This is a genomic window from Polaribacter haliotis, assembly GCF_014784055.1.
In the GTDB taxonomy this organism is placed as follows: domain Bacteria; phylum Bacteroidota; class Bacteroidia; order Flavobacteriales; family Flavobacteriaceae; genus Polaribacter; species Polaribacter haliotis.
Genome location: NZ_CP061813.1, coordinates 3,105,877 through 3,117,942, shown reverse-complemented (window position 1 = coordinate 3,117,942; position 12,066 = coordinate 3,105,877). Strand labels below are relative to the sequence as shown.

15 protein-coding genes are annotated in these 12,066 nt (G+C 28.5%); 6 read left to right on the top strand and 9 right to left on the bottom strand.

What is annotated here, in order from left to right; all coding sequences use genetic code 11:
- Positions 1-33: 33 nt before the first annotated feature.
- Positions 34-402, bottom strand: coding sequence for an MmcQ/YjbR family DNA-binding protein (locus tag H9I45_RS13435; RefSeq protein ID WP_088353970.1), 369 nt, complete (start codon positions 400-402; stop codon positions 34-36).
- Positions 403-467: 65 nt separating this feature from the next.
- Between H9I45_RS13435 and H9I45_RS13430 the strand changes: the two genes are divergently transcribed.
- The gene (locus H9I45_RS13430; protein WP_088353969.1) at positions 468-1,448 is read left to right on the top strand and encodes a CorA family divalent cation transporter; all 981 of its coding nucleotides are present in this window, start codon (positions 468-470) and stop codon (positions 1,446-1,448) included.
- A 234-nt stretch (positions 1,449-1,682) separates the two neighbouring features.
- Here H9I45_RS13430 and H9I45_RS13425 read toward each other — a convergent pair whose 3' ends face one another.
- From H9I45_RS13425 to ruvC, 5 genes are all read right to left on the bottom strand, one after another.
- Complete coding sequence (locus H9I45_RS13425; RefSeq protein ID WP_088353967.1) at positions 1,683-2,624, bottom strand: alpha/beta fold hydrolase; 942 nt, start codon at positions 2,622-2,624, stop codon at positions 1,683-1,685.
- 3 nt (positions 2,625-2,627) lie between these two features.
- Positions 2,628-3,377, bottom strand: a complete 750-nt coding sequence (locus H9I45_RS13420; RefSeq protein WP_088353966.1) for a cyclase family protein — start codon at positions 3,375-3,377, stop codon at positions 2,628-2,630.
- Positions 3,378-3,466: 89 nt separating this feature from the next.
- Positions 3,467-4,609: a radical SAM family heme chaperone HemW gene (gene hemW, locus H9I45_RS13415; RefSeq protein WP_088353965.1), complete on the bottom strand. Its 1,143-nt coding sequence runs from the start codon at positions 4,607-4,609 to the stop codon at positions 3,467-3,469.
- Positions 4,610-4,644: 35 nt separating this feature from the next.
- Complete coding sequence (locus H9I45_RS13410; RefSeq protein WP_088353964.1) at positions 4,645-5,010, bottom strand: four helix bundle protein; 366 nt, start codon at positions 5,008-5,010, stop codon at positions 4,645-4,647.
- 90 nt (positions 5,011-5,100) lie between these two features.
- A complete protein-coding gene (ruvC, locus tag H9I45_RS13405) occupies positions 5,101-5,652 on the bottom strand; it encodes a crossover junction endodeoxyribonuclease RuvC (RefSeq protein ID WP_088353963.1) in 552 nt (183 codons plus the stop codon).
- Between the two features lie 206 nt (positions 5,653-5,858).
- Between ruvC and H9I45_RS13400 the strand changes: the two genes are divergently transcribed.
- From H9I45_RS13400 to H9I45_RS13390, 3 genes are all read left to right on the top strand, one after another.
- Positions 5,859-6,677, top strand: a complete 819-nt coding sequence (locus tag H9I45_RS13400) for a hypothetical protein (RefSeq protein WP_228454919.1) — start codon at positions 5,859-5,861, stop codon at positions 6,675-6,677.
- Complete coding sequence (locus H9I45_RS13395; RefSeq protein ID WP_088353961.1) at positions 6,674-7,789, top strand: glycosyltransferase family 2 protein; 1,116 nt, start codon at positions 6,674-6,676, stop codon at positions 7,787-7,789. Before H9I45_RS13400 ends, H9I45_RS13395 begins: the two co-directional genes overlap by 4 nt.
- 128 nt (positions 7,790-7,917) lie before the next feature.
- Entirely contained in the window at positions 7,918-8,658 is a 741-nt protein-coding gene (locus H9I45_RS13390) for a Bax inhibitor-1/YccA family protein (RefSeq protein WP_088353960.1), read from the top strand.
- Here H9I45_RS13390 and H9I45_RS16440 read toward each other — a convergent pair.
- The 3 genes from H9I45_RS16440 to H9I45_RS13380 form a co-directional block, all read right to left on the bottom strand.
- Positions 8,655-8,786 carry a hypothetical protein gene (locus H9I45_RS16440; RefSeq protein WP_254917202.1) on the bottom strand — a complete coding sequence of 44 codons (132 nt, stop codon included), beginning with the start codon at positions 8,784-8,786 and terminating at the stop codon, positions 8,655-8,657. The two genes, H9I45_RS13390 and H9I45_RS16440, sit on opposite strands and share 4 nt — an antisense overlap.
- Before the next feature lie 147 nt (positions 8,787-8,933).
- Positions 8,934-9,602: a tRNA (5-methylaminomethyl-2-thiouridine)(34)-methyltransferase MnmC2 gene (gene mnmC2, locus H9I45_RS13385; protein ID WP_088353959.1), complete on the bottom strand. Its 669-nt coding sequence runs from the start codon at positions 9,600-9,602 to the stop codon at positions 8,934-8,936.
- A gap of 24 nt (positions 9,603-9,626) precedes the next feature.
- Complete coding sequence (locus H9I45_RS13380) at positions 9,627-10,136, bottom strand: DUF4920 domain-containing protein (protein WP_088353958.1); 510 nt, start codon at positions 10,134-10,136, stop codon at positions 9,627-9,629.
- 121 nt (positions 10,137-10,257) lie between these two features.
- Here H9I45_RS13380 and H9I45_RS13375 point away from each other — a divergent pair, with 121 nt between their 5' ends.
- Together H9I45_RS13375 and H9I45_RS13370 are read left to right on the top strand one after the other, a co-directional pair.
- Complete coding sequence (locus tag H9I45_RS13375) at positions 10,258-11,316, top strand: branched-chain amino acid aminotransferase (RefSeq protein WP_088353957.1); 1,059 nt, start codon at positions 10,258-10,260, stop codon at positions 11,314-11,316.
- A gap of 310 nt (positions 11,317-11,626) precedes the next feature.
- Positions 11,627-12,055 carry a BLUF domain-containing protein gene (locus tag H9I45_RS13370; protein WP_088353956.1) on the top strand — a complete coding sequence of 143 codons (429 nt, stop codon included), beginning with the start codon at positions 11,627-11,629 and terminating at the stop codon, positions 12,053-12,055.
- Positions 12,056-12,066: the final 11 nt, after the last annotated feature.

The following is a 12,066-nucleotide window of genomic DNA, read 5'->3' as shown; positions in this document are numbered from 1 at the left end:
ATTTCATTTAAACAGTCTTTTTTTTAACTTCATTTATAAACTTTCTAATTCTGCTTGTAGCTTCTTGGATAATCCTCTTACTATTAGATCGTAAGAATGGTTTATTAATTCTCTTACTAAATCATCTGAAACATCGGAAGAATTAATAATTACAGTATTCCAATGTTTTTTACTCATGTGAAAACCTGGCTCAATTCCTTCATATTCTCCACGTAATTCTTCCGCTTTTTCTGGATTACATTTTAAATTTATTTTAGTTTCACCTTTTTCCCATCTTTCTAAACCTACTAAAGCAAACATTTTTCCCATCACTTTAAAAACCAAGGTTACATCATCAAAAGGAAAATGTTCTGTTACTCCTTTTTTAGCAATACAGAAATCTCTTAATTGTTCTATGTGCATAAATTATTATATTTATTACAATTTAAAAAGTACCTTTATCTATCAAATTTACAATTATTATTCAAATGGAAAATGAATTTCTAAATAGATCATCTATTATTAATTATTCGAGTAAAAACTACGAAAAAACGAATACTTCGTTAATTTCTGAAATAATTTTTACTAAAAATGATGACAACACTCAATGGCTTAATACCTATGGAATTAAGTATCAAGAGTCTTTTAAGAAGGTTATTCATCAAAATAAATTAGACGATTTTTTAATAAAATTGTTGAGTGATGAAGAACACCCAAATAAAGTAATTTTATTAGATGGTTTGTTATTTGTAACTACGCGTGTCTTAATTACACAAAGTTCTAAATTTGAATCGGAGCAAATGATTTTTATTGTTTCTCCTGATTATTTATGGTCTATTCAAGAAAAACAAGGAGATTATTTTAATTGGATTCGTGAACGTTTAGAAGGTAATAAAGGAATTGTTAGAAAGAAAAAAGCTGATTATTTATTATTTTTATTATTGGAATCCATTATAGATAACTACCAAGATACCTACCAAGAAAACGCTGAATTAAGTTCAGATCAATTGAGTTCTGCGAATATAAAACCTACACCAGAATTTACTTCTTTGGTTGAAAAAAGAAAGCAAGAATTATTCAATTTTAAAAAAGCGACTATTAGTTTAAAAGACACAATTGTTAAATTAGAAAAAATTGAAATTAAAGGTTTTAACGTAAAATATTTTAGCGAATTAAAAGAGCAAACAAATAACTTAATTTCTAATATCGATTTTGAATTACAAGAACTAGAAAGTAAAATAAACTTAATCTTTAGTATTCAAGGTCATCGTTTAAATGAAGTAATGAAAACATTGACAATTCTTTCTGTAATCTTTATTCCGCTTACTTTTTTAGCTGGAATTTACGGTATGAATTTCGAGAACATACCAGAGTTAAAATCTCAATATGGGTATTTTATTTTATTAGGTGTTATGGTTTTAGTTACCATTATTTCTGTTTGGTATTTTAAACGAAAGAAGTGGTTTTAATTTTTTCTAATCTTAAATATTAAAATAACAATGTAAACAGAGAACATAATCCCAATAAGTTTTAAGAAATGTATAATGGTTCCAATTAAAGAACTTAACATTGAAGTAAATATTGGCCAATTTTGTGATAAATTATTTAAAAAAGATTTTATTATTGAAGAATTATCTAGAAAAAAATACGCTGCAAAAACAAATATTGTAATTACAAAAACTCTTATGATTTCTGAAACCTTTTCACTCATCCAAAAATTCTTTTAAAATATTTAAACTTTCCTTTGGATTTTCTTCCATTGGAACGTGACCAGAATTTTCTAGAACAACCAATTTAGAGTTGGGTAAAATACGATTCATTCTTTTTCCATTATCTAAAGGAATCCAAGTATCTTGTGCTCCCCAAATTAATAATGTTTGTGTTTGTATACTTTTTAATTTATCTGTATTTGCCTTTTCAGTTGGTTTAAAATCAATTTTTGCTCTGTCTATAAAAGCTTCTCTGTTTCCAACTCTCAAAGCCATTTTATGATAACGTGTAATTAAAGAATCTGTAATTTTAGAATCATCTGCATATACTTGTTCCATATTTTGTTTGATTACAAATTTTGGGGTAAAATATAAAAACATCGAATTTATAATTGGTGTTTTTGCCATTTTAAAAATCCAAGGTTGTGGTTTATTTGTTGGCAAACCACTTGCATCTACTAAAATTAGTTTTTCAACTTTATCTGGATTTTCTGCTGTGTAATTCCAAGCAATATTTCCTCCTAAAGAATTTCCTGCTAAATAAAATTTAGAGAAATTCATTTTGTTTAAAAAATCACTTAAAAACTTTGTGTAACTCTTTATAGAATAATCTGCATTTTTATTTGGACCTGTAATACCAAAAGCTGGCAAATCCATCCTTATAACTCTGTAATTTTTTGTGAGCTCTTTTGTCCAAGAATTCCAAGTATGCAATGAAGAACCTGTTCCATGAACTAAAACTATTGGAAAGCCTGTTCCTTCATCTTTATAATGAACTTGCATTCCATCGATTTCTAAATATTTAGAATGTTCATTTGCAAACTCACTTTTTAAATCTTCAACAGAAATATCAGCATATATTCCACCTTTTATCAGTAGGATTAATAGAATTAAAAATCCGTAAAAAACATACTTTTTTTTAATTCTTTTCTTCATAAATTATTTGATTATTTTATACAAAACTGGCTTGCTTGGAGTTGCATCATTCTCGAAAGGAGCAATCATTAAATTCAATAAATACTCTCCATCTTCAACTGAATTTGGTACATAAATAAACTCTGTAATTGTAGCATCCATTCTTAACTTTCCTGCAGTATTCCAAAATGCATTATGAGATAACAACTTGCCATCATCTTTTTCTTTATCAACTGAAGGTAAGTCAATTAGTAAATGTTTAATTCCTTTTTCTCGTAAATAAATAGCTGCTTCTTCTAATAAATAAGGCGGATTTGTATTCGAGTATTTCATCGATTTCTTGTCAGATAAATTTGGAATTGTACGAATTACTATTGCATCTCTTTTCTTATTACCTAAAGCAGTTTTAAGTTGTTTTGCAGAAATTACTAAATCTTTTCCTTTACTTTCTGGCGCAACTGTAACAACTTCTGCTAGAAAAATATAATATTTTAGATTTTTATTTACAGAATGTACTTTTTCTGTAATATGACCAACACATTCTGTATGTGTAATGTGCGAATGAGGATTGAAATGAATATTGTTAAAGTTTACAACTGCACCTTCAGAAACCTTTACCTTTTCCCCATCAATTTCTTCTGGAAAAATTTTTGGATCTTCTACATACCAGGCATTTACATTCTCTTTAGAAACATCTATTGGAATTGAAATATCTAAAGGATTAGAGATATTTACTACTATTTTTCTGGAATTGTATTCTATAGTTGCTTTCATTTATACTTATCTAATTTCTTAAGATTTTACTAATATCTCAAATATAGCTTTTTTAAAAGATGTTTGAAAACTCTTAAAGTAATTTGATACTAATTCAGCATAAATAAATCTGATGCAATTCCATCAACTAAAAATTTTCCTTTTTTTGTAGTTGTTAATTTTTCTATTCCTGTTGAAGTAATCTTTATTTCTAACAACTCTTGCTCTATGTATTTTTTAGATTGATTCTCTAAATATTGTAGATGTTTTTCTCCAAAATCATTTTTTATTTTATCCAAAGAAACTCCCCAAATAGTTCTTAAACCAGTCATTATATATTCGTTATAATTGTCGGTTTTAGATAAAATTTCCCTTTCTATTGGTAAGTTATTTTCTTGAATGGATTTAATATATTTAGCATTATTTCGAACATTCCAACTTCGTTGTTTTCCATCGAAAGAATGTGCAGAGGGTCCAATTCCTAAATAAGATTTCCCCAACCAATATGAAGAATTATTTTTACTGAAGAAATTTTCTTTTCCGAAATTCGATAATTCATAATGAATAAAGTTTGCCTTTTCCAACTCTTCAATTAAAATATAGAATTGTTCTTGTGCTTTTTCTTCATCAACATTGTTAATTTTTCCTTTAGCAATTAAAGTTTCTAAAGCCGTTTTTGGCTCAACTGTTAATGCGTAACTGGAAATATGTGGAATTCCAAAACTCAAAGCTTTTTGTATGTTTTCTCGCCATTCTTCATTTGTGCAATCTGGAATTCCGTATATTAAATCGACTGAAATATTTGTAAAATATTGCGAAGCAATTTGCAAACAATTTTTAGCTTCTGCTGAATTGTGTGCACGATTCATCAATTTTAAATCTTTCTCAAAAAAAGATTGAACTCCAATACTTAATCTATTAATTGGCGATTTCGAAAGTTCTATAATTTTTTCTTCAGATAAATCATCTGGATTTGCTTCTAATGTAATTTCCGGGTTTTGTACAACATCAAAATTAGTATAAACACTATCAATTAAAAACTGAATTTCTTCAGTATTTAAAACTGAAGGAGTTCCTCCTCCAAAATAAATAGTTTCTACAACTTTGTTATCTAATTCGTTTTTTCTAATTTCAATTTCTTTTACTAATGATGAAATCATTTCTTCCTTCTTTTTTAATGAAGTAGAAAAATGAAAGTCGCAGTAAAAACAAGCTTGTTTGCAGAAAGGGATATGTATATAAATGCCAGACATAAAATAGTTTTCAGTAGCAGTATCAGTTGGCAGACCTATTTAACGCCAAATTTACCAGGGTTATTAATCATATAATTAATTAACTTTCCAACTTCCGAATTTTCAGAAGATAAATTTTCAAAAGTACCTTTATCTATATATTTACACTCTAAAGCAAACATTAACCAAGTTAGAGTTTCTGAATTTTCTGCATCAGAATCACTTAATTTACTTGAAAAATGTTTTGGATATTGTCTCTTTCTATAGGGTTCTGAAATATTTGTAGATACACTTCTGGAAGATCTTCTTATTTGATCTGTTAAAGAATATTTTTCTTCTTTTGGAAAAGATTTAGAAATTTCAAAAATTTTCATCGATAAATTAAACGATTTTTTAAATGCTAATAAATCTGTAAAACTCATAACTTATATTTTATTAAAACTGTTAACTCAACACAGCTATTGCTACTGCTACTGCTACTGCTACTGCTACTGCTACTTAAAACTAAAAAATTATTTAATTTTTTTAGGATTCTGTTTTACAAAACTCGCCCAACCTGTATAGTTTTTTCCGCCAACAATTTTCCCTGAATTATAAAAATGACAAACTGCAGCTGCCAAACCATCAGTTGCATCTAAATTTTTAGGTAAAGTTTTTAAATTTAAAAGAGATTTTAGCATTAAAGCAACTTGCTCTTTACTTGCAGTTCCTTTTCCTGTTATTGACATTTTTATTTTTCTAGGCGCATATTCTGTAACTGGAATTTCACGAGACAAACCTGCTGCCATTGCAACTCCTTGTGCTCTACCCAACTTTAACATCGATTGTACATTCTTACCAAAAAAAGGAGCTTCTAAAGCAATTTCATCAGGATGATATGTGTCGATTAACTCAATTGTTCGCTCGAAAATTAGTTTTAATTTTAAATAATGATCGTCATATTTTTGAAGCATTAATTCATTCATTTGAATAAATTCCATCTTTTTACCGACAACTTTTATCAATCCAAAACCCATAATTGTGGTTCCTGGGTCAATTCCTAAAATTATTTTTTCTGTGGCCACAATCGTAGATTGTTTTTTGTGATTATCGTCTTTTATACTGACGATTATTTATTACTTTGCACGAAATGTACAACTCGCTTTCATACAAATCTAAACAATTCTTTTGGTTGATAATAAAACTATCTATTGTAATTGGTTGTGGATTTTTTATTTGGCAAAGATTAACTTCAAATAGTGAGTTTCATTTTTTTGATTTTTATCAAAATTTGATTAAAAACAACGTTTTTTCTACTAAAAACATGCTTTTTCTATTGATTTCTACATTTTTGAATTGGTTTTTAGAAATTACAAAATGGGAAACACTTGCTTCTTTATGTGTAAAAACAAGTAAGAAAAATGCAACAATTCAGAGTTTAGCTTCGTTAACGACTTCTTTAATTACGCCAAACAGAATTGGAGAATATGGCGCAAAAGCAGTGTATTTTGATAAATCTTTTAGAAAGCAAATTGTTGGTTTGAATTTAGTGGGGAATTTTTATCAAATGATAATGACGCTTTTTTTTGGAATTATTGGTTTTGGATATTTTGTTTATAACCATAATGTTTCTATAGATTATCACAGAGTTTTACGATTTTTATTATTGGGCATTTTTATAATTTCTGCTTTCTTTTTTGGCGCAAAACATTTTAATTATAAAGGCTATTCTGCTGAAAAAGCCAGAACTTTTATCAATAGAATTCCATTGAAATTGAATATAAAAGTTGCAATGATTTCTTTATTACGATTCGTCGTTTTTTCACATCAGTTTTATTTTTTATTGCTACTTTTTAAGATTGATATTTCTTATTTAGATGCAATTTCTGCAATTACAACTGTATATTTTATCAGTTCTATTGTGCCAATGTTGTCACTTTTTGATGTTGTTTTAAAAGGAACAGTTGCAATTTGGGTGTTTTCTTTTTTTAATGTTGAACCACTTTTAATTCTATCTGTTACAACTCTTATGTGGATTTTCAATTTTGTATTTCCTGCAATTATTGGGAGCTATTTTGTTCTGACTTTTAAACCTAACTTCGTAAAATGATTTGGTTTTTTGTATTTATGTTCATTTTGTATGCAATTTTAATTATTGCATTGGCTTTTGGTTTTACCAAAGTTTATGAATTTGAAGCTGAAAATTTGGAATCAAAAACTTCATTTTCTGTGATTATTCCTTTTAGAAATGAAGCTAAAAATTTACCTCAATTATTAAAATCTATTTCTTTATTAAATTATCCAAAAGAATTGGTAGATTTTATTTTTGTGGATGATGCCTCTTCTGATGATTCTGTAAAAGTTATTGAAGATATTCTTCCTAATAACAAAATGTCCATTAATGTTATAGAAAATAATAGAACCTCCAATTCTCCAAAAAAAGATGCGATTACAACTGCGATTTCAATCGCAAAAAATAATTGGATTATAACCACAGATGCAGACTGTGTTTTACCAGAAAATTGGTTAAATATTTTTGATAGTTTTATACAAACAACTAACCCAAAAATGGTGGTTGCTCCTGTTAATTATATTGCTATAAACAATTTTTTAGAACAATTTCAATTGTTAGATTTTATGAGTTTGCAAGGAACTACAATTGGTGGTTTTGGAATGGGATATCCTTTTATGTGTAATGGCGCAAATCTTGCTTACAAAAAATCAGCATTTTTAAAACTAAATGGTTTTGAAGGCAACAATACAATTGCAAGTGGCGATGATGTTTTTCTGTTTGAAAAATTTTTAGAAAGTAATAAAGAATCTGTAAAGTTTTTAAAATCGAAAGAAGCAGTTGTTGTAACTTTTCCTGTAAAAACTTGGAATTCTCTGATAAATCAACGAGTTCGTTGGGCTTCTAAAACAAGTAGATTTAAAGATTCTAAAGTAAAATTGATTGGTTTATTGGTATTTTTAATAAACCTGGTTATTCTTTTTAGCTTATTTTATTTTGATAATTTGCTTTTTATTTTTCTTCCAATAACAGCGAAATTAATTATTGATTTGTTTTTATTTATTCCAACAATCAATTTTTATAAACATAAAAAAGCGTTCTACAAGTGGTATTTATTTTGTAGTTTTTTCTATCCTTTTTTTAGTGTGTTTATTGTTTTTAAATCTATTTTTTCTAAATATAATTGGAAAGGAAGAAGTTTTAAAAAGTAGAAAATCTGGCAAACAAGTCTAGCCCTGATTGTAGCATTTGTTTGAGCTCTTTTTTATTCTTTTCTGAATAAAAAAAGCGAGTGCGAAAAGCAGGAAATAGCTCCTAAAAAAAAGTATATATTTGAATTATGAATAGATTTGGTTTAAGAACATCTAATCCGGCTTTTTCTCGATATTTTTGGGGTAAAAACAGACGATATTCTGCGAAAATGTCTTTAAGCGGAATTATCTTAAAATCGTTATTAATGTTGTGTTTGGTTGCGATAACTGCAACTTATACTTGGTCGATTTTCTTTGAAGGCGAAAGCGTAAAATGGCACACTTCCATTGGAATGTTCGTAGCAATTGTGGCGAGTTTATTCATCTCTTTTAAACACAATTTAGCAAAGTATTTATTACCAATTTATGCGTTGGCAAAAGGTTTCTTTTTGGGTGGGATTAGCGCTTACGCACACAAAAGATTTCCAGGTTTACCATTACAAGCTGTGTTTGTAACCATGGTTACATTTTTTGTGATGTTGTTATTATTTAAAACCAAAATAATAGTGGTTACAAAACAGTTTAGAGCAGTTGTAATAAGTGCGTCCATCAGTATTTTTACAGTGTATATGATTGCTTGGATTTTGTCTTTTTTTGGGATAAACCTCAGCTTTATTTGGGGAACTTCTTGGTATGCAATCGCATTTAATATAATCGCTGCAATTGTGGCTTCTTTAAGCTTATTATTGGATTTCGATTATATAAACAGGCAAGTTGGTAAAGCACCAAAAGAGAAGGAATGGCTAGCAACTTGGGGGTTTTTAATTACATTAATTTGGTTATATATAGAAGTTTTAAGGTTGCTGAAAAAGTTAGCAATTCGTTCTTAAAACAACGCTTCCATTATTGCATCTGCTTTAAACCAAAGTATTAAAACGATGGCTAATAAAATGACTAAAAAAAGTCCTTTTGTAGGTTTTGATTGTTTTTGTCTTCCGAATTTTCTTTTGAATTCCATTTTACTGAATTTTAATTGTTCTTTTTATCTCGACTGAAAACTGCGACTGCCAACTGAAGACTATAATTTTTACCACATAGAAACATAGTTCACAGTTGTTTTAATTACTTTTTCTAAATCTGTCTAAAAGCTGTGACTGAAAACTGCCTACTGAATACTGCCAACTTTTTTAACCGCTCTTAACATTTCTCTTTTTCCTGGAGGTCCAGGCAAACGTTCTACTGTAAAACCTACTGCTTGCATTGCTCTTCTAACGCTCCCTTTTGCAGAATACGTTACAAGAATACCGTTTTCTTTTAGCGAAGTAAACATTTTAGCGAAGATTTCTTCTGTCCATAATTGTGGTTGCACACGCGCACCAAAAGCATCGAAATATATTAAATTGAAAGTATCTTCGTCTGTAATATCTTCGAAAAACTGCTTTCTTTTTGTGAGCGAAAAATTGTCTGTAATTTGATGTTTTTCTTCCCAAGAAACTTCGTGCATTTTATCAAAAATAGCATTCTCTTCTTTGGCATCTAAAACAGAAATAAAATTCATTTTTTCTATTTCTTCTGCAGTAACTGGATAGGCTTCTACTCCAACATAATTAATTGGTTTTTTAGCTTCTAAATAGGTAATAAAAGCGTTTAAACCTGTACCAAAACCAATTTCGAGAATGGAAACTTCTTCAGTGGAAACTAACTTTAATCCGCTTTCTATAAAAACGTGATACGTTTCGTTAATAGAACCATTTTTGGAATGATATTGCTCATCCCAATCTGGTAAATGTATGGTTGTAGAACCATCTGAAGTAATTAATATTTCTCTTTTCACAATTCGAAATTGGTTTTTATAAAATTACTTTGTTCCTAATAAAACACCATTTGCTTCAAAAGAAAACTCTTTTTTTGGTTCCGTAATTTTTGCTATTTCTTCTTTACTTTTCCCTGCATCTTCTGCATAATGCTGTAATTCTTCTACAGGCGTAATTTTCACGAATGCTTTACCTTCTACAATTACTTCTTTTCCTTTCGAATCTAAAGGCATGAAAAATCCGTAATCTTTAAAACGAACCATTGTTTCTGTTCCTTCGTTTAAAGGTAATTTCATCCAACAACCTTTTTTAGAGCATACTTCTTTAATTTCTGAAGTAAATTTTACATCGATTGTATCACCAACATTCATGTTTTCGAATTTCGCTAACATTTGGTCTTTTGTTAATGCGTCTTTCTCTGAAATTTTATCTCCAAAAGTTGCAAATGCAATTTCTTGAATTGGTGTTTCTACTTCTTTATTTTCTTTCTTTCCGTCTTTACAAGCTGTAAAAACCAATAGTGCTATTGCACAAAATTTAACGATTGTCTTCATAAAATGCATATTTAATAATAGTATAGCAAATGTACATATTTTTAATGCAAAACCCATATTTTTATGTTCTTTCAGATGAATAAATTATGTACATTTGTCTTGAATATTAATCAATTTAATTATGAGTTCTAATATAGAAATCAAACATATAGAAAAGTCTAAAATAGAAAGTGTAGACTTTAATAATTTACCTTTTGGTAGTGTTTTTTCTGATCACATGCTTGTTTGTGATTATAAAGATGGAAAATGGCAAACGCCAGTTATTACACCTTATGAACCAATTTCTTTAGATCCTTCTGCGAAGATTTTTCATTACGGACAATCTATTTTCGAAGGAATGAAAGCTTACAAAGATGCTGAAGGAAATACTTTGTTGTTTAGACCTTTAGACAACTGTAAACGTTTAAATAAATCTGCAGAACGTTTGGTAATTCCGCAAATTCCTGAAGATGTATTTATGGATGGTTTAAAAGCTTTATTAAAATTAGATGAAGCTTGGATTCCAAAAAACGATGGAAGTTCTTTATACATTAGACCTTTTATGTTTGCTTCTGGAAACGGTTTTCACGCTTCGCCTGCAAATGCCTACAAATTAATTATTTGTACTGCGCCTTCTGGAGCATATTTTGCTGGTAAAGTAAAAGTTTTAATTGAAGAAAAATATGCACGTGCTGCAAATGGTGGTGTTGGTTTTGCAAAAGCTGGTGGAAATTATGCTGCACAATTTTACCCTACTCAATTAGCGATTGAAAAAGGTTATAACCAAGTAATTTGGACAGACGATAATACTCATGAGTATATTGAAGAAGCTGGTGCAATGAATATTTTCATCAGAATTAATGATACTTTAATTACAAGCCCTACAAGTGATAGAATTTTAGACGGAATTACACGTAAAAGTGTTATTCAGATTGCAGAAGACATGAATATTGATGTTGAAGTACGTAAAATTTCAGTTTCTGAAGTGATTGCTGCTGCACAATCTGGAAGTTTAAAAGAAATGTTTGGAGCAGGAACTGCTGCAGTAATTTCTCCTATTGCTGGTTTTGGTTACCAAGGAACAGATTACGATTTACCTGAATTAGACAAACCTTTTGCAGGAACTTTAAAGAAAGCAATTACAGATATTCAGACAAATAAAGCTGAAGATCCTTATGGTTGGAGAGTTGTTGTGAAATAAGCATTCGGTTTTTAGTAGGAATTTTTAGTTGTTACTGCTGATAACTTATTTTCGAATAATATATAAAAGCATCAATTTACGTTGATGCTTTTTTTTTTGCGAAAAGACAAACTTTGAATTATGAAAAACCAAATAAACTTCTAGTGTTATGTGATTAGGTTTTTGTTTTACTTTTTTAAATTATGAAGTTTTAGTTTATTTTGCTTCTAAATTTAAAAAGTTTAACTTCGCTAATTAGTATTATAATTAATAGATGGTTATTTGTTTTGTGAACATTTAATTAAATAAAGGTTTAAAAATTATAGATTAAATGTACCAATTAAATTACCATTCTAAATCAATAGATAACTTAAGTTTTACTGATTTAGAAAATATTCTTGCAGAAGCAAATACTTTTAATTCATCTATAAATATAACTGGATGTCTTATTTACCACAACAACAGTTTTGTACAAATTCTTGAAGGCGAAAAAAAGGATGTCCTTGAAGTATTTAGTAAAATAAAAAAAGATAAAAGGCACCACAAAGTAAATGTTCTTTGGGAAAACAAAACAGATAAAAGATATTTTGAAGAATGGAATATGGCTTATTATCAGCCCAATGTTTCAAATATTAAGTTATTTGTAAATAATTTATTACTTCTTTCAGAATTTTCTGAGAAGTCTTCTGGAGCTTTATTAAGTTTTTGGGCCAATGTTAAAAGTGTTATTGGCAATGGTAAAATAAATGAAAAAAAATAAATTTTCTTAAA

Bases quoted from the DNA above. Each gene is read 5' to 3' on its own strand.
- H9I45_RS13435 (WP_088353970.1), bottom strand. From the start codon at position 402: ATGCACATAGAACAATTAAGAGATTTCTGTATTGCTAAAAAAGGAGTA.
- H9I45_RS13430 (WP_088353969.1), top strand. From the start codon at position 468: ATGGAAAATGAATTTCTAAATAGATCATCTATTATTAATTATTCGAGT.
- H9I45_RS13425 (WP_088353967.1), bottom strand. From the start codon at position 2,624: ATGAAGAAAAGAATTAAAAAAAAGTATGTTTTTTACGGATTTTTAATT.
- H9I45_RS13420 (WP_088353966.1), bottom strand. From the start codon at position 3,377: ATGAAAGCAACTATAGAATACAATTCCAGAAAAATAGTAGTAAATATC.
- hemW (WP_088353965.1), bottom strand. From the start codon at position 4,609: ATGTCTGGCATTTATATACATATCCCTTTCTGCAAACAAGCTTGTTTT.
- H9I45_RS13410 (WP_088353964.1), bottom strand. From the start codon at position 5,010: ATGAGTTTTACAGATTTATTAGCATTTAAAAAATCGTTTAATTTATCG.
- H9I45_RS13395 (WP_088353961.1), top strand. From the start codon at position 6,674: ATGATTTGGTTTTTTGTATTTATGTTCATTTTGTATGCAATTTTAATT.
- H9I45_RS13390 (WP_088353960.1), top strand. From the start codon at position 7,918: ATGAATAGATTTGGTTTAAGAACATCTAATCCGGCTTTTTCTCGATAT.
- H9I45_RS16440 (WP_254917202.1), bottom strand. From the start codon at position 8,786: ATGGAATTCAAAAGAAAATTCGGAAGACAAAAACAATCAAAACCTACA.
- H9I45_RS13380 (WP_088353958.1), bottom strand. From the start codon at position 10,136: ATGAAGACAATCGTTAAATTTTGTGCAATAGCACTATTGGTTTTTACA.
- H9I45_RS13375 (WP_088353957.1), top strand. From the start codon at position 10,258: ATGAGTTCTAATATAGAAATCAAACATATAGAAAAGTCTAAAATAGAA.
- H9I45_RS13370 (WP_088353956.1), top strand. From the start codon at position 11,627: ATGTACCAATTAAATTACCATTCTAAATCAATAGATAACTTAAGTTTT.